This window comes from Daejeonella sp. (genome assembly GCF_030695525.1).
Lineage (GTDB): Bacteria > Bacteroidota > Bacteroidia > Sphingobacteriales > Sphingobacteriaceae > Daejeonella.
This window is the reverse complement of the sequence record NZ_JAUYSS010000032.1, coordinates 114,626-132,284: the sequence shown is the minus strand read 5'-3', so window position 1 is coordinate 132,284 and position 17,659 is coordinate 114,626. Positions and strand designations below refer to the sequence as shown.

The 17,659-nt window shown below is 36.6% G+C and carries 21 protein-coding genes; 7 read left to right on the top strand and 14 right to left on the bottom strand.

Annotated features, from left to right (window positions below):
* Nucleotides 1–162: 162 nt before the first annotated feature.
* The 11 genes from Q8S11_RS07650 to Q8S11_RS07600 all read right to left on the bottom strand — a co-directional run bounded on the left by Q8S11_RS07650 (nucleotide 163) and on the right by Q8S11_RS07600 (nucleotide 9,877).
* Nucleotides 163–1,476 (bottom strand): deoxyribodipyrimidine photo-lyase, encoded by a 1,314-nt coding sequence (locus Q8S11_RS07650; protein ID WP_305661496.1) that lies wholly within the window; start codon nucleotides 1,474–1,476, stop codon nucleotides 163–165.
* A 24-nt stretch (nucleotides 1,477–1,500) separates the two neighbouring features.
* Complete coding sequence (locus Q8S11_RS07645) at nucleotides 1,501–2,427, bottom strand: TIGR01777 family oxidoreductase (RefSeq protein ID WP_305661495.1); 927 nt, start codon at nucleotides 2,425–2,427, stop codon at nucleotides 1,501–1,503.
* A gap of 38 nt (nucleotides 2,428–2,465) precedes the next feature.
* Nucleotides 2,466–2,927 carry an SRPBCC family protein gene (locus Q8S11_RS07640; RefSeq protein ID WP_305661494.1) on the bottom strand — a complete coding sequence of 154 codons (462 nt, stop codon included), beginning with the start codon at nucleotides 2,925–2,927 and terminating at the stop codon, nucleotides 2,466–2,468.
* A complete protein-coding gene (idi, locus tag Q8S11_RS07635) occupies nucleotides 2,924–3,475 on the bottom strand; it encodes an isopentenyl-diphosphate Delta-isomerase (protein ID WP_305661493.1) in 552 nt (183 codons plus the stop codon). The genes Q8S11_RS07640 and idi overlap by 4 nt, the downstream gene beginning before the upstream one ends.
* Nucleotides 3,475–3,897, bottom strand: a complete 423-nt coding sequence (locus Q8S11_RS07630; RefSeq protein WP_305661492.1) for a hypothetical protein — start codon at nucleotides 3,895–3,897, stop codon at nucleotides 3,475–3,477. The genes idi and Q8S11_RS07630 overlap by 1 nt, the downstream gene beginning before the upstream one ends.
* Nucleotides 3,898–3,941: 44 nt before the next feature.
* Nucleotides 3,942–4,778, bottom strand: a complete 837-nt coding sequence (locus Q8S11_RS07625) for a phytoene/squalene synthase family protein (protein ID WP_305661491.1) — start codon at nucleotides 4,776–4,778, stop codon at nucleotides 3,942–3,944.
* Complete coding sequence (locus Q8S11_RS07620) at nucleotides 4,775–6,253, bottom strand: NAD(P)/FAD-dependent oxidoreductase (RefSeq protein ID WP_305661490.1); 1,479 nt, start codon at nucleotides 6,251–6,253, stop codon at nucleotides 4,775–4,777. The genes Q8S11_RS07625 and Q8S11_RS07620 overlap by 4 nt, the downstream gene beginning before the upstream one ends.
* Nucleotides 6,253–7,164: a MerR family transcriptional regulator gene (locus Q8S11_RS07615; RefSeq protein WP_305661489.1), complete on the bottom strand. Its 912-nt coding sequence runs from the start codon at nucleotides 7,162–7,164 to the stop codon at nucleotides 6,253–6,255. Before Q8S11_RS07615 ends, Q8S11_RS07620 begins: the two co-directional genes overlap by 1 nt.
* A gap of 93 nt (nucleotides 7,165–7,257) precedes the next feature.
* A complete protein-coding gene (locus Q8S11_RS07610; protein ID WP_305661488.1) occupies nucleotides 7,258–7,659 on the bottom strand; it encodes a hypothetical protein in 402 nt (133 codons plus the stop codon).
* A gap of 13 nt (nucleotides 7,660–7,672) precedes the next feature.
* The gene (gene hemF, locus Q8S11_RS07605; protein ID WP_305661487.1) at nucleotides 7,673–8,584 is read right to left on the bottom strand and encodes an oxygen-dependent coproporphyrinogen oxidase; all 912 of its coding nucleotides are present in this window, start codon (nucleotides 8,582–8,584) and stop codon (nucleotides 7,673–7,675) included.
* Nucleotides 8,585–8,647: 63 nt separating this feature from the next.
* Nucleotides 8,648–9,877: an MFS transporter gene (locus Q8S11_RS07600; RefSeq protein WP_305661486.1), complete on the bottom strand. Its 1,230-nt coding sequence runs from the start codon at nucleotides 9,875–9,877 to the stop codon at nucleotides 8,648–8,650.
* Between the two features lie 127 nt (nucleotides 9,878–10,004).
* On the opposite strand from Q8S11_RS07600, the gene Q8S11_RS07595 reads away from it, so the two are divergent.
* From Q8S11_RS07595 to Q8S11_RS07585, 3 genes are read left to right on the top strand one after another with little or no spacing between them, the layout of a single operon-like run.
* Nucleotides 10,005–10,490 (top strand): DUF4442 domain-containing protein, encoded by a 486-nt coding sequence (locus Q8S11_RS07595; protein ID WP_305661485.1) that lies wholly within the window; start codon nucleotides 10,005–10,007, stop codon nucleotides 10,488–10,490.
* Nucleotides 10,435–11,127 carry an RNA-binding domain-containing protein gene (locus Q8S11_RS07590; protein WP_371135135.1) on the top strand — a complete coding sequence of 231 codons (693 nt, stop codon included), beginning with the start codon at nucleotides 10,435–10,437 and terminating at the stop codon, nucleotides 11,125–11,127. The genes Q8S11_RS07595 and Q8S11_RS07590 overlap by 56 nt, the downstream gene beginning before the upstream one ends.
* Before the next feature lie 54 nt (nucleotides 11,128–11,181).
* Entirely contained in the window at nucleotides 11,182–12,546 is a 1,365-nt protein-coding gene (locus Q8S11_RS07585) for an MATE family efflux transporter (protein ID WP_305661484.1), read from the top strand.
* 238 nt (nucleotides 12,547–12,784) lie between these two features.
* Here the strand turns inward: Q8S11_RS07585 and Q8S11_RS07580 are convergent, their stop codons facing one another.
* From Q8S11_RS07580 to Q8S11_RS07570, 3 genes are all read right to left on the bottom strand, one after another.
* Nucleotides 12,785–13,687, bottom strand: coding sequence for a histone deacetylase (locus tag Q8S11_RS07580; RefSeq protein ID WP_305661483.1), 903 nt, complete (start codon nucleotides 13,685–13,687; stop codon nucleotides 12,785–12,787).
* A gap of 5 nt (nucleotides 13,688–13,692) precedes the next feature.
* Nucleotides 13,693–14,496: a hypothetical protein gene (locus Q8S11_RS07575; protein WP_305661482.1), complete on the bottom strand. Its 804-nt coding sequence runs from the start codon at nucleotides 14,494–14,496 to the stop codon at nucleotides 13,693–13,695.
* Between the two features lie 71 nt (nucleotides 14,497–14,567).
* Nucleotides 14,568–15,047, bottom strand: coding sequence for a GAF domain-containing protein (locus tag Q8S11_RS07570; protein WP_305661481.1), 480 nt, complete (start codon nucleotides 15,045–15,047; stop codon nucleotides 14,568–14,570).
* Between the two features lie 192 nt (nucleotides 15,048–15,239).
* On the opposite strand from Q8S11_RS07570, the gene Q8S11_RS07565 reads away from it, so the two are divergent.
* The 4 genes from Q8S11_RS07565 to Q8S11_RS07550 all read left to right on the top strand — a co-directional run bounded on the left by Q8S11_RS07565 (nucleotide 15,240) and on the right by Q8S11_RS07550 (nucleotide 17,577).
* Nucleotides 15,240–15,689, top strand: a complete 450-nt coding sequence (locus Q8S11_RS07565) for a hypothetical protein (RefSeq protein ID WP_305661480.1) — start codon at nucleotides 15,240–15,242, stop codon at nucleotides 15,687–15,689.
* Nucleotides 15,690–15,812: 123 nt separating this feature from the next.
* On the top strand, nucleotides 15,813–16,535 hold the full coding sequence (locus Q8S11_RS07560; RefSeq protein WP_305661479.1) for a DUF3291 domain-containing protein: 723 nt from the start codon (nucleotides 15,813–15,815) through the stop codon (nucleotides 16,533–16,535).
* A complete protein-coding gene (locus Q8S11_RS07555; protein ID WP_305661478.1) occupies nucleotides 16,532–16,789 on the top strand; it encodes a hypothetical protein in 258 nt (85 codons plus the stop codon). Before Q8S11_RS07560 ends, Q8S11_RS07555 begins: the two co-directional genes overlap by 4 nt.
* A gap of 257 nt (nucleotides 16,790–17,046) precedes the next feature.
* Entirely contained in the window at nucleotides 17,047–17,577 is a 531-nt protein-coding gene (locus Q8S11_RS07550) for a DUF6580 family putative transport protein (RefSeq protein WP_305661477.1), read from the top strand.
* Nucleotides 17,578–17,659: the final 82 nt, after the last annotated feature.

Here is a 17,659-nt window from a genome sequence, read left to right as displayed (position 1 = left end):
CTTGCGAAGTTAATAAATTTCACGGTTTAAAGAGGTAGTTTCGAAAAATATTACATTGATATCTGCACATTTGGCAGCGCCTGAGGTTGAGTAAAAATTTAGATGCTGAGGCTATGAAAAATTAAACTATTTAAGTCATATTACATCAAAATGGATATGAAACTAATTATTAAACGTCTCATTTACTGCCCTTTTATAGGTTTCCAGAGCACGTTTTCTAGCAAATTCATGCTGAACAATAGGCATCATGTAATCCATTTTGAAATCTCTGATCCAGGTTTTTATATAAATTAGTTTGGGATCAAATTTGAGGGTTTGAGCTGTTGGGTTAAATATCCTGAAATATGGTGCTGAATCACAACCACTACCTGAAGCCCATTGCCAGTTACCATTATTGGAAGAAAGTTCATAATCGAAGAGTTTCCCCGCAAAATAGGCCTCTCCCCATCTCCAGTCTATCAATAAATGCTTGCAAAGAAAACTGGCAACGATCATCCGAACCCTGTTATGCATGAGTCCTGTTTCATTTAACTGCCGCATACCAGCATCCACAAAAGGATAACCGGTTTCTCCCCTGCACCAGGATTCAAATTCTTTTTCATTATTTATCCATTGAATCTGATCATACTTTTTCTTGAAACTGTTGTTTACAACATGAGGGTAATGAAACAAAATCATCATAAAAAATTCCCTCCAGATCAATTCATTTAACCAATGTTCATTCCATTGAATACCCAGTTTTACAAGATGACGTACACTTATTGTTCCAAAACGCAAATGCACACTAACCTGACTGGTACCAACTACTGATGGCAGGTTTCGTGTTAAATGATAATTCCTTATCAATTCCTCTTCTATGTGGATTCCCGGTAAAATAACCTTCGAAGTTTTAAAACCAATATCCTCAAGCTCAGGGATAGTTAAAGGCTCAAGCTGAATGCATTTTGACAAATATCTTTCTGATGGGTACTCTGGTATTTCCAGTTTCGAAAGTGCTTCCCTCCAACGCCTCGAATATGGTGTAAAAACGGTATAGGGTGATCCGTCAGACTTCATGATATCTGTCTTCTCAAATATTACCTGATCCTTGAAAGTAAAAAATGAAATGCCATTTCCGGATAAAAATTCTGCAACTTTTTTATCTCGATCTATTGCGTAAGGTTCATAATCATGGTTGGTATAAACTTCCTTAAGATTAAATTGTTTGCTTAATTTCTCAAATGCTGGTATAACCTGATCATGTTTTACCAACAAAGATGAACCATTTATAATGAGTTCATCATTCAGCTTATTAAGCTGATGGTGAATAAAAGAAAGTCTTTTGTCATTTATATCGGGGAGTTTATCAAGAATTTCAGGATCAAAAATAAAAATCACTAAAACAGGATAATTGCTCATCAATGCATGATATAAAGCAGCATGATCGTTTAATCTTAAATCCCTTCTTAACCAACAAATACTTAATTCCTGCCTCATTAATCTAATGTAATTTTCATTTGATTAATGGGAGTAAATTTCAGATAAAGCGGCATCAAGCCCTTGATAACGGAAATGAAAGCCCATGTCCATCAGTTTCTGAGGAGAAGTTCTGTTACTGTTTAAAATAACTGAACTCATTTCCCCAAGCATAGCTTTCAGGATGAATTCAGGAACATTAACAGGCCATACCGGTCGAAAAAGTTTATTTGCAAGTATTTTTGTAAACTCATAATTAGTGACAGGAAATGGAGTGCTGGCATTAAAAGTTCCTGTAAAATCAGGATTTTCAATTGCTTTTTCAAAAATAGATACCAGATCTGTAAGATGAATCCAGGGCATCCATTGCTTTCCTGATCCCAAAGGAGTACCAATAAAAAAATTTACTGGCCTGGCTAATTCTGAGAGTGCACCGCCATGTTTTGAAAGTACCATCCCGATCCTTAATTTAACTACCCTAATTCCTGATTTTAATCCTTCATCTACAGCGGCTTCCCATTGCTTGCAACAATCTGCTAAAAATCCTGAGCCAGCTTCACTCCATTCATAAAGTATTTCATCATTTCGATCTCCATAATAACCTACTGCTGAAGCAGATATGATAGTTTTAATTGGAGCATTGATGGCCTCAATTGTATGGTATAATAATTGGGTTGACCTAACTCTGCTATTAATAATTTCCTGTTTACGTTGTTTGGTCCATCGTTTATCAGCAATCCCGGCTCCAGCAAGATGAATAATAGTATCAATCCCATCGAAGGCATTCAGATCAATCAATTGCCGCTCTACATCCCAGTTAAATACTGTAATACCTTTGATACCCGAAGACTGCCTGGAAAGAATAGAAACTTTATGTCCTTTTTCCAGTAGGTTCTTAATAAGTCGGGTACCTATGAGGCCACTTGCACCGGTTATCAGTATATTTTTATTGGAAATAGTTTCAGGATTCATAATGTATTTATCTATTTACTAAAGAAACTAAAATTTCCCTAACAAACACCGAAAATTTTTTCGAGAGCTTTCTTACGGAATCTAAAGATATCTTCTACCCTTTTCCTGACAAATATAGCATGGGCTAACTGTCCCAGTATACCAAGCGGAATTTGATATTTTATTTCATCTTTCATCAGAATTCCATTTTCTTTTTGGATAAATATATGAGTATGCTCCCATATTTTATAAGGTCCCTTCAATTGCCTGTCTGAAAAACTATAAGGTTTATTGACATTGAAAATCTCAGTTTGCCAGTTCAAAGGAATTCCAAATACGGGCTTGACAGTATAATCAATTAACATTCCCTCATAAATCTCTTTGGTATCAAGGCTGCTCAAAATCTTAAAATCCATTTCAGGTGGAGTGATAAGAGCCAGATTTTTTGCGGATGAAAAAAAGTCCCAAGCCTGATCAATTTTTACTGGTAAAAGATGTTCGGTTTTAAAATAATATATCATGATTTGAATGGATAACATTTTATCGACTCAAGTAGCTTGGGGAAGCAAATCTTAAGCCATTCTGTAAATTTTTCAGGCTGTGATTCTATCTCTTTTTCGAGATCCCTGAGATTAACGTATCGCCAGTTTTTAACTTCCATTTTATTCAATAGAGGTAAGTCATCAGTTTTACCAACATAAACATGATCAAATTCATGCTCAGTTAGTCCATTGGGAAACTTACACCTGTACATAAAACTAAAATTAAACTCCAGATTACATGTCATACCCATTTCCTCCATTAATCTGCGATTACATGCATCTATTGTCATCTCCCCTGGTTTGGGATGGCTACAACAGGTATTTGTCCAAAGTCCCGGGGAATGATATTTACCATCAGCTCTTTGCTGAAGGATAAGTTCATGCTTAGAATTAAAAACAAACACTGAAAACGCCCTATGCAGAAGTCCGAGTTGATGGACCGAAAGCTTATCCTGAACACCTGTCTCATTATCCTGTTTATCAACAAGTATCACTAACTCATTTGCTCCTTCAAAAGTCTCTTTCATTATTGGCTTGCTTTTTTAAGATAAGCGCTGATTATATTCTTAAGCATTTGATCATTCACTTTATTTAGTGACTGAAGCAAAAACACCTTGTCATTTTCCTTGTTGTGACTATAGTTCAGGAATGAAGGCACATTGGTTTGAATAGTATACCTTAAGAACCTCAACTCTACATTCCTCTGGTCGAATTGAATCGCATTTTCAAGCATCAGTTTACCCTTCTTAAAATATGATAATTTACTAAACGGGTTAAGCGAATGTTTGGCCATCAGCATTGTTGCACCTGCTTTGTATCCATAAAACAATGCATTATTGTTTTCATTATAGGGCTCTAAGAGTTCAATCAGTTCAACGCAGACCTTTTGAGAAGATTCTGCCCTATGAAATAACAGGCGCACATCTTCAATCTCAGGAGTTTTTGCCATGCTCACTAAGCTCTGCAACAGAAAAAAACATAGCAGGAAAGACTTCACACCCAGTTTAATTTGTTCTGAACCATACAGTTTATCATAATTCCAAGTTTCTTTCCATTGTTTATTCTTACCCTTTCGGTTAAAACTTTTTTTGGCGGAAGTTTCTTGATCTTATTAAACAATGCTTTATAATAAACATACGCAAGATAAACTCCGCCTCTTGAAGTACTAGGAAGTAATTTTATACCTTGTAATGCTAGCCGAAAATCATTTTCTATATCCTGCTCTATCTGTTCCTTGGCAGCAGATGTGAACTCAGAAATATCTACATCCGGAAAATAGGTTCTCCCTAAAATCAAATAATCATCTTTCATGTCCCGTAGAAAATTCACTTTTTGAAAGGCAGAACCAAGCTTCATTGCATAAGGTTTAAGCTTATTAAATAGAGTCAGATTACCCCCTGTAAACACATGAAGGCACATCAGCCCTACCACTTCAGCAGATCCTAATATATACTGCTGATACTTTTCAGCGGTATAATCAACCTTCTCCAGATCCATTTCCATGCTTCTTAAAAAGGTTTCAACCAAATCCAACCCGATATTATTCTCATGAACTGCATGCTGAAAGGAATTCAGGATCGGATTCAGCGAAATACGGTTTTCGATTGCTTCATACGTTTCTGTTTTAAATTTTGACAGTAGCTCCTTTTTATTAAAACCCTCAAAGCTGTCAACAATTTCATCAGCAAGACGCACAAATCCATATATTGAATAGACAGCATCTCTCAAACTGTGATTCAAACAATATATACCCAGTGAAAAGCTTGTGCTGTATGCACGGGTAGTCATTTTACTGATTTTAACGGAAAGATTATCGAACAGTTCTTTCATCTCAAGCTTGTTAAATGTTTAATCAACTGTCCGGCAGCTACTTTACCGGAAATTATAGATGGTGGCACACCTGGACCAGGAACTGTAAGCTGGCCAGTATAAAACAGGTTTTTTACGACCTTATTTCTGATACTGGGCTTTAAATTGGCCGTTTGTAATAATGTATTTGCAAGACCATAGGCATTCCCTTTATATGCATGATAATCGGTTTTGAAATCACTGACACAATAAGATTTTTTATAAGTAATGGCCTTGCTGATATCTTCCTGAATATGCTTATTAAATCTTGTGATCATATGGTTAAAATATTTTTCCCGAAGTTCCTCTGTATCTGTAAGACCCGGAGCTAATGGCATTAGAAAAAATAAGTTTTCATGGTCTTCCGGTGCAATATTGTCATCTGTCTTTGATGGGCAGCAAACATAAAAAAGTGGTTTTGAAGGCCATTTAGGTTCTTTATAAATCTCAATGGCATGTTGCTCCAGATCTTCATCAAAAAAAAGTGTGTGGTGGCTGAGCTTATTAATCTTCTTATTCAATCCGATATAGAAAATAAGACATGAAGGAGCAAAGACCTTCTTTTTCCAATAAGTTTCATCATAATTCCGGTATTTTTGATCCAGTAAAATACTTTCCACATGATGATAATCTGCGGATGCGATTATCGCATCACAATTTATCCTCTTACCGTTCACCATTATTCCTGTTGCCTTGTTGTTTTCAACAATTATCTTTTCAACTGGTGAATCCAAATGAATATTTGAACCATTTCGTTTGGCAACCTCCAAAAAAGCATCTATTACTTTTCCAAAACCTCCATCAGGGTACCAGGTTCCGAGTTTAAGTCCTGCATAATTCATTAAACTGTATAAGGCAGGGGTGTCCTGTGGCATTGCACCTAGAAAAAGAACCGGAAACTCCATCAAGGCAATCAATCTGGGATCACTGAAGAACTTTCTGACATGTTTTCTAAAAGAGCTAAAAACCTGAAGCCGGAAAGTACCTTTCATTAGATCAAGATCAGCAAACTCCATCAATGACAGTCCGGGTTTGTATACCAAACTGCCCATGCCTGTATTATATTTGAATTGGGCCTCTTGCATAAACTTATCAAGTTTCAGCGAACTGCCTTTTTCAATAGATTCAAACATGATCGAAAGCTCAGCATATTTTTCTGGCACACTCATGATCTCAGAGTCAGGGAATACGATATCAAAAGATGGATTCAGAAGCTTTAAACTATAAAAGTCGGAAACCTTATAACCGAAATCAGAGAAAAATTTTTCAAACACGTCAGGCATCCAATACCAGCTAGGACCCATGTCAAAAACATACCCATTTTCCTTTAATTGCCTTGCCCGACCACCAGGCTGGGCATTTTTTTCATAGATATGAACCTCGTGACCTGCCGCAGATAGATAAGAAGCGGAACTTAAACCCGAAAAACCTGACCCGATGACAATAATTTTTGACATTATCTACTTAAATTATTGCTTAAAACTTCATTCAATCCTAGTATTCTTTCAATATCTACCACTGAAGACAGGTATTCTGCATTCTGAGGATATTTTATGCTGGTTATCAATTTATGATTACCAGCAAGAAATATTTTATCACCTGTAAAGTACTCATTTATACCTTCGATATCTTTTTGAATCTGTTCAGGCAGATCAAAATGAATCAGGAACATCAATAAATAATCTGGTCTGGTATCTATAATAGGCGATTTCAAGGATTTTACAGGGACATTACTTCCCAGATAAATCACTTTATGGCCTGAAAGCCTGATTAAAAAATTAGCATATAATAATGGTAATTCATGAAATTCATTTTCAGGAAGGAAAAGTAACCAGGTTTTCTTTGTTGAATCAGGCAAAGGCAATGAATCGATAGCTGCCGATAATTTTTGATGAAATATATTGCTGATAAAATGTTCACTGGTAGTAGGCAGGATATCACTCGCCCAAAGTAAACCTATCCGATTCATTAAGGGATATATTACTGTTTTATAAGTGTCTCTAATTCCATAGGCCGAAAAACTTAAAGAAAGAATATGTTCAAAATGGCCGGAATCAAAAGACATCCCGGCAGCAATTAACTGATTTATATAGTATTCTGCGGTTTCACCTGAATCGATTCTTCCGGAATCATGAATCATTGAGAATAAAGTTTCATCACTCATGGAACATAATTGGGAAACTTTATGCCCTTGTTCCATGAGACTAACAATATTTAGTAAACGTCTTAACTGTATATCGTCATAATACCGGGTATTTCCTTCTGAACGCTCAGGCTTTAAGGCATTATATCTCTGCTCCCATATTCTGATTGTATGGGCTTTGATTCCTGAAAATTGGGACAGTTGTGAAATAGAAAACAAATTCATTGTTTAAATTTATGATAAAAAATTTAAACAAAATAATTAATACAGCAATTTTACAATAATATGTGAAAATGCAGGGTATAAGGATTTGAGAAACTATTTAATCCTTTTCCAATATTCCTCGACAATCATTCCATTAGGTAAAACACCATTGATAGTGAGTTTATCAATATCAATTGCAAATTTATAGGCGATAGTCACATCGGTATTTTGGGAGGGTCTGCTACTGAACTTACTGGTAATGAATAAACTATCACCTTTTATCTCATAAATACCTGAATTATATAATTCCGGAGGATTGTTGCCTTCGAGCATAAATGCTTCATAAGTATCAGCGTTATAGATTCTTTGCATTTGAAACTCAGTAGAGGCTTTTTGGGATCTGCCGTCATAAACCCCTCCATCATACTGCCAGGTTCCTTTCAGAGGACCAGTACTGCATGAGGGTATTAAAACTAAGCACATGAGTGCAAACGAAACATTGAAAAATTTCTTCATGAGATTTATTTTATCAGGAAACCCAATTTATTTCTTTTTTTAACAATTTCAGAGTCTTTTCTTCCTCAGAACCTATAGATGCTTTAAAATCATAAATCCAGTTAGCCTGGGGCGGAAGGCTCATAAGAATAGACTCGATTCTACCGTTGGTTTCCAGTCCGAATTTAGTTCCTGCGTCATATACCAGGTTAAACTCCACATATCGGCTTCGGCGCTGCATTTGCCATTTTTTTTGTTCATCGTTAAAAGATTTGTTTCTATTTCTTCGAATAAGTTCGGGATAAACTGATAAAAAAGTTCTTCCTACAGCCAAGGAAAACTCAAAAATATCATCCCAATCCAGGCCTGTTGTCTGAGGATTTAAGCGGTCATAAAAAATGCCTCCTATACCCCTTGTCTCTCCCCGGTGTTTGATAAAGAAATAATCATCGGCCCAATTTTTAAATTTGGTATAAAATTCAGACTGAAAGCGGTCGCAGGTTTGTTTTAAGGCAGAATGAAAAAAACGTGCGTCATCTTCAATCACATAATGCGGCGTAAGGTCAATTCCACCTCCAAACCATCTCAAATCCTTTCCGGATTCACCAGTCATTTCAAAGTACCGGATATTCATATGAATAATCGGTACCCATGGATGATTCGGATGAATAACAATTGACACACCCGTTGCAAAAAAATCATCCTCTGTCACTCCAAAAGCTTTTTTTATATTTTCAGGAAGCTTGCCATAGACTGCAGAAAAATTCACCCCACCCTTCTCAATGACGCTTCCACTTTGAATTATTCGGGTACGGCCGCCCCCGCCCCCATTCCTTTGCCATAACTCTTCCTGAAATTTAGCTGAACCATCAGATATTTCAAGTCCCGTACATATTTCATCCTGAATTAGTTGATAAGCCTCAGCTATCTTCTCTTTCGTAATCATTCTTCAAAAATGATGATTATTTAATTAGATCATGAAAGTAATTCTCAAAATACTCAATTCGGATCAGCTTATTTCCAGGTAATCCAGATCCTTACCAAAGGTTTCCTTAAGCTGGGATAATGCAATTAAGGCTATTAAAAGCGACACAAATCCCACAACTAAAGCACTATTAATGATACCCAAACTACCTTTTAAAGCCGTAAATGAAAGCGTTGCCAGTACCAGAGATCCCCTTACAAAATTGGGTACAGTAGTAGTTACTGTAGCTCTGAGGTTCGTTCCAAACTGCTCTGATGCTATTGTAACAAAGGTTGCCCAATATCCCGATGAGAAACCAAGGAACAATACAAGCCATATAAACTGTTGTGAATTCATACCCTCGGCGTTCAGATAAACTACAATGCTGACTCCTGTAAGCAATAGAAAAACGAGCATAACTTTTTTTCTTGAGCGCCACATCTGGCTCAAAAAGCCTGCAACTATATCTCCGATGGCTATTCCTATGTAACAATACATAATTCCGGTCCCGGCCGAAAGAGGTTCTGTTGCATTTAATTCCTTACCAAATTCAGGCGAAAATGTAACAAGCACTCCTACTACAAACCAAAGTGGAATTCCAATTAATATACAGCTCAGATACTTTTTAAATCGCTTCCAGTCTGAAAAGAGCATAAAAATATTTCCTCTGCTCACGCCATCGTTTTTTAAATTTTTAAACATCCCGGACTCCGCCAGGCCAACACGCATTCCAAGCAGCAATAGTCCCATGATCCCCCCTATGATATAGGATGTTTCCCATGCATAATTTTCGCCAACAATTGCAGCAGCAACTGCCCCCATGAGGCCTACCCCTGCGACAATCATAGTGCCATAGCCTCGATTTTCCTTGCTCATCGTTTCGGTAACGAGGGTAATACCGGCACCCAGCTCACCTGCAAGACCTATTCCGGCAATAAAGCGTATGATTGCATATTGTTCAACAGTTGTGACAAAACCATTGGCAAGATTTGCTGCAGAGTATAAAAGTATAGAACCGAAAAGTACACTTAAGCGTCCCTTTTTATCACCCAACACACCCCATAAAATTCCCCCAATCAACATTCCAAACATTTGGCTGTTAATCAGCATGGTACCAACATCCAGCAAATCACTTTCCGGAACCCCCAGTCCCTTTAAACTTTTAATACGAATAACTGAAAAAAGGATCAGGTCATATATATCTACAAAATAGCCTAATGCGGCTACGATAATGATTAATTTAACATTTTTCTTATTTACAGCATCCTGATCCATATGAATTATTTTATCTCCCAATCTACAAACAAAATTGAAAAACCAAAACAATAGCTTTATTCATTTTAAGCAGTCAGATTCAATCGAAATTTTTTAATATCAAGTCAATTTGCGGATATTTGCAAGGATGGTATTATCAGAAAACATGCTCAAATGGGCAATGCGTTTTTATCCCCCGCTATTTTTTCAAAGAATCTGGGTTATTAAGTTTGATAAGGGCTTTACAGGAGTACATGTCAAGATTGCGAAAAGCTTTTGGAATATCAATTATAACCGAACCATCTTTGGGGGAACCATATTCAGCGCTTCAGATCCTTTCTTTGCCCTGCTTTTTGATCAGATACTTCAAAGAAGAGGGATAAAATGTCGGGTTTGGCTTAAAAGTGCTGAAATTAAGTATATAAAACCCGGGGCAACTAATCTGTTTTTTACCATTTCAATTAGTGAAGAGCAAATTATGGAGGCTAAAACCACACTGGATACTGTTGGCAAATTTGTAAAAGCGTATCCAATGAATATATTTAATGCGGATGGAGTACTTTGCGCAACGGTAATCAATGAAGTTTATATTCGTAACCTGTATAAGGGCGAAGAACAAACAATTGCCTACTAAAGATTTAATGGACATGAACATCAGGAGACTAATTTTAGATGGAGAGGGCGTCACACAGGATTTTAAAAAAAAAATCACCAGCTGTGAAAAAATCGCTAAAACAATGGTTTCATTTGCAAATAATAAGGGAGGAAGACTTTTAGTAGGGGTATCTGATGATGGAACTATTAGTGGGGTTAAATCTGAAGATGAAGAGAAATATATGATTACCCGGGCAGCCCATTTTTATTGTAAACCCGCTATCGAACCTAAATTTGAAGAGGTCTATCTTGATGATAAAACAATTCTCGTTGCTGAAATAAATAAGAGTGAAATGAAACCCCATTATGCTCTGGGTGAAGATAAAAAATGGTGGGTCTATATTCGGGTCAAGGATAAAAGTGTGCTGGCCAGTAAAATTGTAATTGATGTTCTGAAGCGCGAAAACAATGAAAATGGTGTTCTAATTGAATATTCTTCAAAAGAAAAAGCCCTCCTGGAATATCTGAATGAACATGAACGAATCACCTCTCGCGAATATAGCCTGATGCTTAATCTTTCAAGAAGAAGAACCCATCGCATTCTTGTCAACCTGGTACTTTCCGGTGTAATCAGACTACATACGACGGAAAAAGAGGAATACTATACTGCTTCTTAGAAAAAAATAGTTTAAAAACTATTTTACCACAAACAAATTTTATTAAAATTTCATTTGAAACGCATATACCATAAATACAAATACCATTATCAAAGCAATCTTACCCTGGCAATACCTGTTGTTATTTCGCAACTTGGGCATACGCTGGTACACACTGCTGACAGTATTATTGTAGGCCATTTTGCAGGTACAATTCCCTTAGCTGCAGTCTCTCTGGTCAATAGTATGTTTATTGTAGCTCTTGTTATTGGCATGGGCATTTCCTATGGGCTTACTCCGCTAATTGCCCAGGAAAGTGGAAAAAATAACAATCGGGAGTGTGGCAAGCTTCTGGTAAACAGTTTATTAATTAATGCAATATTTGGGATACTGCTGTTCATACTCATCTATTACGGGTCTCTCCTGTTTATTCATAGAATGGATCAGGATCCAAAGGTAGTAGAACAGGCAATACCCTATCTGGGTTTGCTGGGTTTTTCAATAGTGCCATTGATGATTTTCATGACATTTAAACAATTCGCCGAAGGACTTGGTTTCACCAAGCAGGCAATGATGATTTCTTTATGGGGTAATCTCATCAATGTATGTCTGGGGCTCATTTTTGTTAAAGGCATGTTTGGAATTGCACCTATGGGCGTTAATGGAGTAGGCTGGAGTACACTAATTGACCGTACTATAATGGCTATTGTTATGTGTATTTATGTATTAAGGTCAAAATATTTTAAGGTTTATCTGCAATCATTTACCCACAAATCGATTGATAAAATAAGGTCTTTAAAAATCCTGAGGATTGGCACACCGGTGGCGCTTCAATATACGTTTGAAGTAAGTGCATTTAGTGCATCAGCCATTCTGATTGGAACTATTGGTGCTGTAGAACAGGCTGCCCATCTGGTAGCAATTAATTTAGCAGCAATTACATATATGATGGCGAGTGGAATTTCTGCTGCTGCAACCATTAAAACCGGCAATAATTTCGGAAGAGAGGATTTTTTGAATCTCAGACTATCGGCTATATCAAGTTATCATATAGTACTGATCTTTATGGCTATTGCGGCTTTATTATTCGCTGGTTTAAATGAATACTTACCTTGGATATATACTTCAGATGAAGAAGTAATAAATATTGCAGCTCAGTTACTTATAATTGCAGCATTTTTCCAGTTGTTCGATGGAACGCAAATTGTTGGATTAGGTATACTACGCGGAATCGGAGACGTTAATATACCAACATTGATCACTTTTGTAGCCTACTGGGTCATTGGTATACCCGCAGGTTATTATCTCGGAATAATAATGGGATGGGGTGCTAATGGAATCTGGTATGGCCTTACTCTTGGCTTACTTGTTTCAGCCGGACTGCTCTTTACCAGATTCCATTATTTTTCTAAGAAACTGGTTCGGCAAGCTCATATATAATTGATGCCACCGGAATTCTAATCTCATTAAAAATCTGAGATTGCATTTTTTTCAATCTATCGTTATGATCTTCAAGGCGATCATTTATGTTCATATATCTGATTAAATCGCCAGTTCTTGAATCAATGAACCTGTAACGGGTAAAATGTTGCTTTTCCATACTGCAAATTTACACTAAATTTATTGAAAATCAGTATTTTACGCAATCAAAGAATTGTAAAATTTAAAAACTATATATTTAGAAGTAAATATCATGTGCAACCCGATAGGTATTACAGTGGGCTTCAACGATATCTGAAATTTTGGGTGAATAGCCTCCACCCATACTTATTTGAACCGGCAGTCTCAAACTTCGGCACTTATCTATCACCAGTTCATCCCTTTGTTTGCATCCGGCTATAGTAAGATTAAGCTTTCCTAATGTATCAGTTGCGAGGACATCCACACCTGCCAAATAAAAAATAAAATCAGGTTTAAAGGATTCAAAAATATAGTTCAGGTTCTGAGAAAGCAATTTAAGGTATTCTTTATCAGTAGTTCCATCAGCCAAACCGACATCAAGATCAGAAGGTTCTTTTCTAAAAGGAAAATTCTTTTCTGCATGCATAGAAAAAGTAAAAACCCTTTTTTCATTATTGAATATTTCAGCAGTTCCATTTCCCTGATGAACGTCTAAGTCAATGATTAATATACGTTGAGCTAATGAATTACTTAACAAATAATTAGCCGCGATAGCCTGATCATTTAACAGACAAAATCCTTCTCCCCAGCAAGAACCTGCATGATGGGTACCTCCTGCTACATTAAAGGCAATACCATGTTCTAAAGCATGGATACAGCCATCAACTGTACCACGCGCAATTCTGATTTCACGTTCTATCAAAGAAGCAGATAATGGAAAGCCTGTGCGGCGGATTTCAGCATCACTCAGCCTCAAATCCCTGAGTCTTTCCCAGTAATTCTGCTCATGTGTCAGCAAAATAACATCTTCATCCAGCTTCTCAGGTGAAAACAACGATTCACTGCTGATTAAACCTTCATATATAAGTTGTTCAGGAACGAGTTCATACTTTAGCATTGGGAAGCGATGCGCTACCGGCAAAGGATGAATATAAATAGGATCAAATGCAATATAAAGCAAGGAAATCAATAATTAAGCGATGATTTTGGGTTATCGGTTTTAAATATTCTGATAATCAACGCAACCAATATGATCGCAAAAGCTGCATAAGCGGCATTGATCACGTCTTCAAATAATAAAGCATCGACTTCTTTTCGTTTTAAAATGATGCCATATAATGCCCAGAGGACAACAAAACCGAAAGGTATATTCCTCCTGACCAGAACAACAAACAAGGAAAGAAGAGCTGCTAGGCCTATCAGGATGATAACCCAATAGCTTTCAGAAATTCCCATTCCATTCCATGCGCTTGACTTTAGCCAGGCGCTGATATTCGCTATACTAGCAATACAAATCCAGCCAAAGTAAATGCTCAGGGGAAATTGTGTAAATATCTTTGTTTGGATTGGACGATTAGGATTGGAAATATGGGCTTTAATACTGATTTTAATGAGAGTGAAAAGCTGGATCAGAATCAAAATGACTGATAAAAATAGTTGCGCATTGACCCAGGCTATCAACCATAGCCCGGTAGCTATATTGTTGAGGATAAATAACCATCCCATATTGTGGGTATCCTGATTTGTTTGACAGCTTGATGATTTCGAAAATGCTTTGTATAAATGGAATACACAAAGTGCAATAAGGGAAATGTAAATTAGTCCCCAAATAGCGAATGTAATCCCAGCCGGTGCAAAAACGGTATCATATCTGGCGGAGACCTGCCCTACATCCTGAGATGAAAATGTTTTTAATTGAACGAGATATGCAATCAGCAGTTGAAAAGCAAGTGTTATCAAATTCAGAATTGCCAATAATCTTGTTTTCATGTTTGATTAATAAAATATGGGTAAGAAATGTTCTTAGCCCAATACAAAAGTCCTGATTATTTAAGTTAAATTCAGGAATTAAATTCAATAAGTTCAAGAATCTGAGCAAGATATGCTGCATCAGTTTCATCAAAACTATTTAGTTCTGCACTGTCAACATCCAGAACACCAATTACATTCCCTTGTTTGATTATAGGTATTACTATTTCAGACTTTGAAGCAGCGCTGCAGGCGATATGCCCTGGAAATGCCTCCACATCAGGAACAATCAGGGTTTGAGCCTGCTCCCAAGAGGTACCGCAAACTCCCTTTCCTTTCTTAATCCTGGTGCAGGCCACCGGTCCCTGAAATGGGCCTAAAACCAGATCTCCTCCATTTACCATATAAAAACCGACCCAAAAGAAGTTAAACTGCTCTTTTAGGGCAGCACACACATTAGCCATATTGGCAATCTTATCATTTTCTCCTTCAAGTAAAGCAGAAATCTGAGGCAATAATGAATGATATTGCTTCTCCTTGCTCCCTCCAGCTATTTTTAAATCTTCTGCCATGGTGCAAAATTACAATTGAATTAAGAAAGTCAGCATTATATAAAATATTATCTTCATCATATCTTCATGTTCATTGACAAATTTTGTTTTGAAAGATAAGGAACAATCGAAATATAGCATTGTAAATTAGTTGTGTTGTAGTATAATATACTAAGATTTATCCTTAAAAGAGTTCAAAAAAAAGAAACAGCTATGAAAAAATTAATCATCCTGGCAATCCTCTTTGCAGCATTGGGGACTACCAAAACACAGGCCCAATACCGACAGGTACAAACAGTATGGGGTCAAACTGACCAAAAGGTTTACAGAGATAATCGTGGCGAATACCGTTATGAAATTCGTGAGAGACGGGTTTGGATCCCTGAGTATCGAACTGCCGGCATATTTGGGATAGGAAGCCGAAGAGTACCCGGACATTATGAAATGAGAAATGAACGTGTAAGGGTATATACACGTCAAAATAGAAATCAGCATCCGCATGGAATGCCTCCGGGACAAAGAAAAAAATCTAATAACAATTATGATCAAAGGTACGGGCGTGACAAACACGATGATAATTATGGGGACAGAAACCAGAATGGCCGTTATGATAATCGAAGGAATCAAAAAGGCCATGGCAAAGGGAACAATGACCGTTATTAAGAATTTTAATTTTAAGAATCAAAGTCTTCCTATAACAGGGAAGACTTTTCTTTTTTATGACCTTAAGAATACATTTTGATAAATTACCTTTGAGACCTGAGAAAGAAATCATTAAGATCAACTATGTTAGTTTCAATAAGTATAGTAAGATACAGACCATTATTCGTTCCGCTGGCCGTCCTTGCTATGGCTATTCACCGTATTCCGCTTGCCTTAAATAAATCCTGTACTTTCTGGAAATTGATGGGTTGTGGTAAAAATGGATCATTTGATCTCCAGCCCGACTGGCAGCAATGGGCATTATTGGCAGTTTGGACTTCAGAAGAGGACTTTAAGAGATTTAATGAAAGCTCATTTATAGCATGGTGGTGGAAGAAATTTACAAAAGAACAGTGGACAGTATTAAGTATTCCATTAGCAAGTCATGGCAAATGGGATGGTAAGGATCCATTTAAGATGGATAATTACGAAGCGAATTACAATGGACCGGTTGCAGTTTTAACCAGAGCTACGATACGTTTGAATAAATTAAGCCAATTCTGGGCCAATGTAGAACCTGTAGCAGAAATCATGACTAAAGCTCCCGGCTATATCTGCTCTATTGGAATTGGTGAAGCTCCATACTTCAGACAAGCTACCCTTTCAATCTGGAAAAATATGGAAAGTATGAAAGCATTCGCTTATGGCTCTGCTAAACATGCTGAAGTGATAAGGAAGACCAGAAAATTAGATTGGTATAGTGAGGAGCTTTTTGCACGTTTCCGATTGCTATCGGGAAAGGGAAGCAATAAAGGAATAGACCCGATAAAAGAAATTCAACAAGATTTATTAAAAGCTAAACAATGAGAGTAATAGCAGAACTGCCACATCCGGATTGTAAGATCACCTTATTCTCCATGAATCAAAAGTATATTATAAAACTGGAGAAGGGGATCTTTGAACAGATCTATAAAATACCAGAACTTGATATCCCCGAAGGAGTGAACGGAGTCTTTCAATTACTTGATTCAGAATTTATAAAATCAGCAGCTGAACGATTTAACCAAATGAGGGTTGATTTCAATCAGGCATACAAAAGATATGATAATAATATATCATAAGTATTTGATAAACAGTATATTAAATAGCAAAACAGAATTATATTTGGTTTTTATCACTATTTTTAATCGAAAAGTATAATTAAATATAAAATATTACTTAATATTAAGTATAATAACTAATTGATTTACAAATATTTATAATATCAAACAAAATAATATTTTATTAGGCAAAAACGCCAAATTTATGGGAGGTTTCGATATTATTATATATTTCAATACATTTTAAAAGCTTAGATTTATTTTCCTATTTTTGTATCATGAAACATATCATCACAAGCCGTTTTATAGTATTAACTCTTCTTGTCATTGCAGCTGCACTAAGCAGGGCACTACCCTATTTGATTCCACATATCTGGAACTTTACGGCCATTGGAGCCCTGGCAATATTTGCAGGCGCTCAGTTCAGTGATAAACGAATGGCATTCATTGTACCGATAGCAGCTATGGCTGTCTCCGACCTATTCATTGGAAATGGATTTAGTATTGCGGTCTATATCGGCTTTGTTGCAATGGTTGCATGCGGGTTCATGATCAGGAATAAGGTAAACGCGACTAATGTAATTTTAGCTTCATTTATCAGCGCATCAGTTTTTTATCTGATCACTAATTTTGCATTTTTATATCCGGCTACCCTATACCCACGAAATATATCAGGAATTCTGACTTCGTATGCTGCAGGCCTTCCATTCTTTAGAAATATGCTGGTAGGTAATTTGGTATTTTCGGCACTCTTATTTGGAAGTTTCTATCTTTTATCAAAAAGATATCCTGTATTGGCAAAAGTTTAGTTTGGGATTAAGAGATAATTCGTAGAATATACAACTGGAATAGTTCTGATCTTTGTAAAAATCCTGAATTCCTTACTCGGGA

Coding starts and splice junctions, on each gene's coding strand:
- Q8S11_RS07615 (WP_305661489.1), bottom strand. CDS start 7,164: ATGAATTTGTTTTCTATTTCACAACTGTCCCAATTTTCAGGAATCAAA.
- Q8S11_RS07590 (WP_371135135.1), top strand. CDS start 10,435: ATGAAGTTTATATTCGTAACCTGTATAAGGGCGAAGAACAAACAATTG.
- Q8S11_RS07610 (WP_305661488.1), bottom strand. CDS start 7,659: ATGAAGAAATTTTTCAATGTTTCGTTTGCACTCATGTGCTTAGTTTTA.
- Q8S11_RS07600 (WP_305661486.1), bottom strand. CDS start 9,877: ATGGATCAGGATGCTGTAAATAAGAAAAATGTTAAATTAATCATTATC.
- Q8S11_RS07560 (WP_305661479.1), top strand. CDS start 15,813: ATGTTAGTTTCAATAAGTATAGTAAGATACAGACCATTATTCGTTCCG.
- Q8S11_RS07570 (WP_305661481.1), bottom strand. CDS start 15,047: ATGGCAGAAGATTTAAAAATAGCTGGAGGGAGCAAGGAGAAGCAATAT.
- Q8S11_RS07650 (WP_305661496.1), bottom strand. CDS start 1,476: ATGAGGCAGGAATTAAGTATTTGTTGGTTAAGAAGGGATTTAAGATTA.
- Q8S11_RS07550 (WP_305661477.1), top strand. CDS start 17,047: ATGAAACATATCATCACAAGCCGTTTTATAGTATTAACTCTTCTTGTC.
- Q8S11_RS07565 (WP_305661480.1), top strand. CDS start 15,240: ATGAAAAAATTAATCATCCTGGCAATCCTCTTTGCAGCATTGGGGACT.
- Q8S11_RS07575 (WP_305661482.1), bottom strand. CDS start 14,496: ATGAAAACAAGATTATTGGCAATTCTGAATTTGATAACACTTGCTTTT.
- Q8S11_RS07645 (WP_305661495.1), bottom strand. CDS start 2,427: ATGAATCCTGAAACTATTTCCAATAAAAATATACTGATAACCGGTGCA.
- hemF (WP_305661487.1), bottom strand. CDS start 8,584: ATGATTACGAAAGAGAAGATAGCTGAGGCTTATCAACTAATTCAGGAT.
- Q8S11_RS07625 (WP_305661491.1), bottom strand. CDS start 4,778: ATGAAAGAACTGTTCGATAATCTTTCCGTTAAAATCAGTAAAATGACT.
- Q8S11_RS07595 (WP_305661485.1), top strand. CDS start 10,005: ATGGTATTATCAGAAAACATGCTCAAATGGGCAATGCGTTTTTATCCC.
- Q8S11_RS07630 (WP_305661492.1), bottom strand. CDS start 3,897: ATGGCAAAAACTCCTGAGATTGAAGATGTGCGCCTGTTATTTCATAGG.
- Q8S11_RS07640 (WP_305661494.1), bottom strand. CDS start 2,927: ATGATATATTATTTTAAAACCGAACATCTTTTACCAGTAAAAATTGAT.
- Q8S11_RS07620 (WP_305661490.1), bottom strand. CDS start 6,253: ATGTCAAAAATTATTGTCATCGGGTCAGGTTTTTCGGGTTTAAGTTCC.
- idi (WP_305661493.1), bottom strand. CDS start 3,475: ATGAAAGAGACTTTTGAAGGAGCAAATGAGTTAGTGATACTTGTTGAT.
- Q8S11_RS07555 (WP_305661478.1), top strand. CDS start 16,532: ATGAGAGTAATAGCAGAACTGCCACATCCGGATTGTAAGATCACCTTA.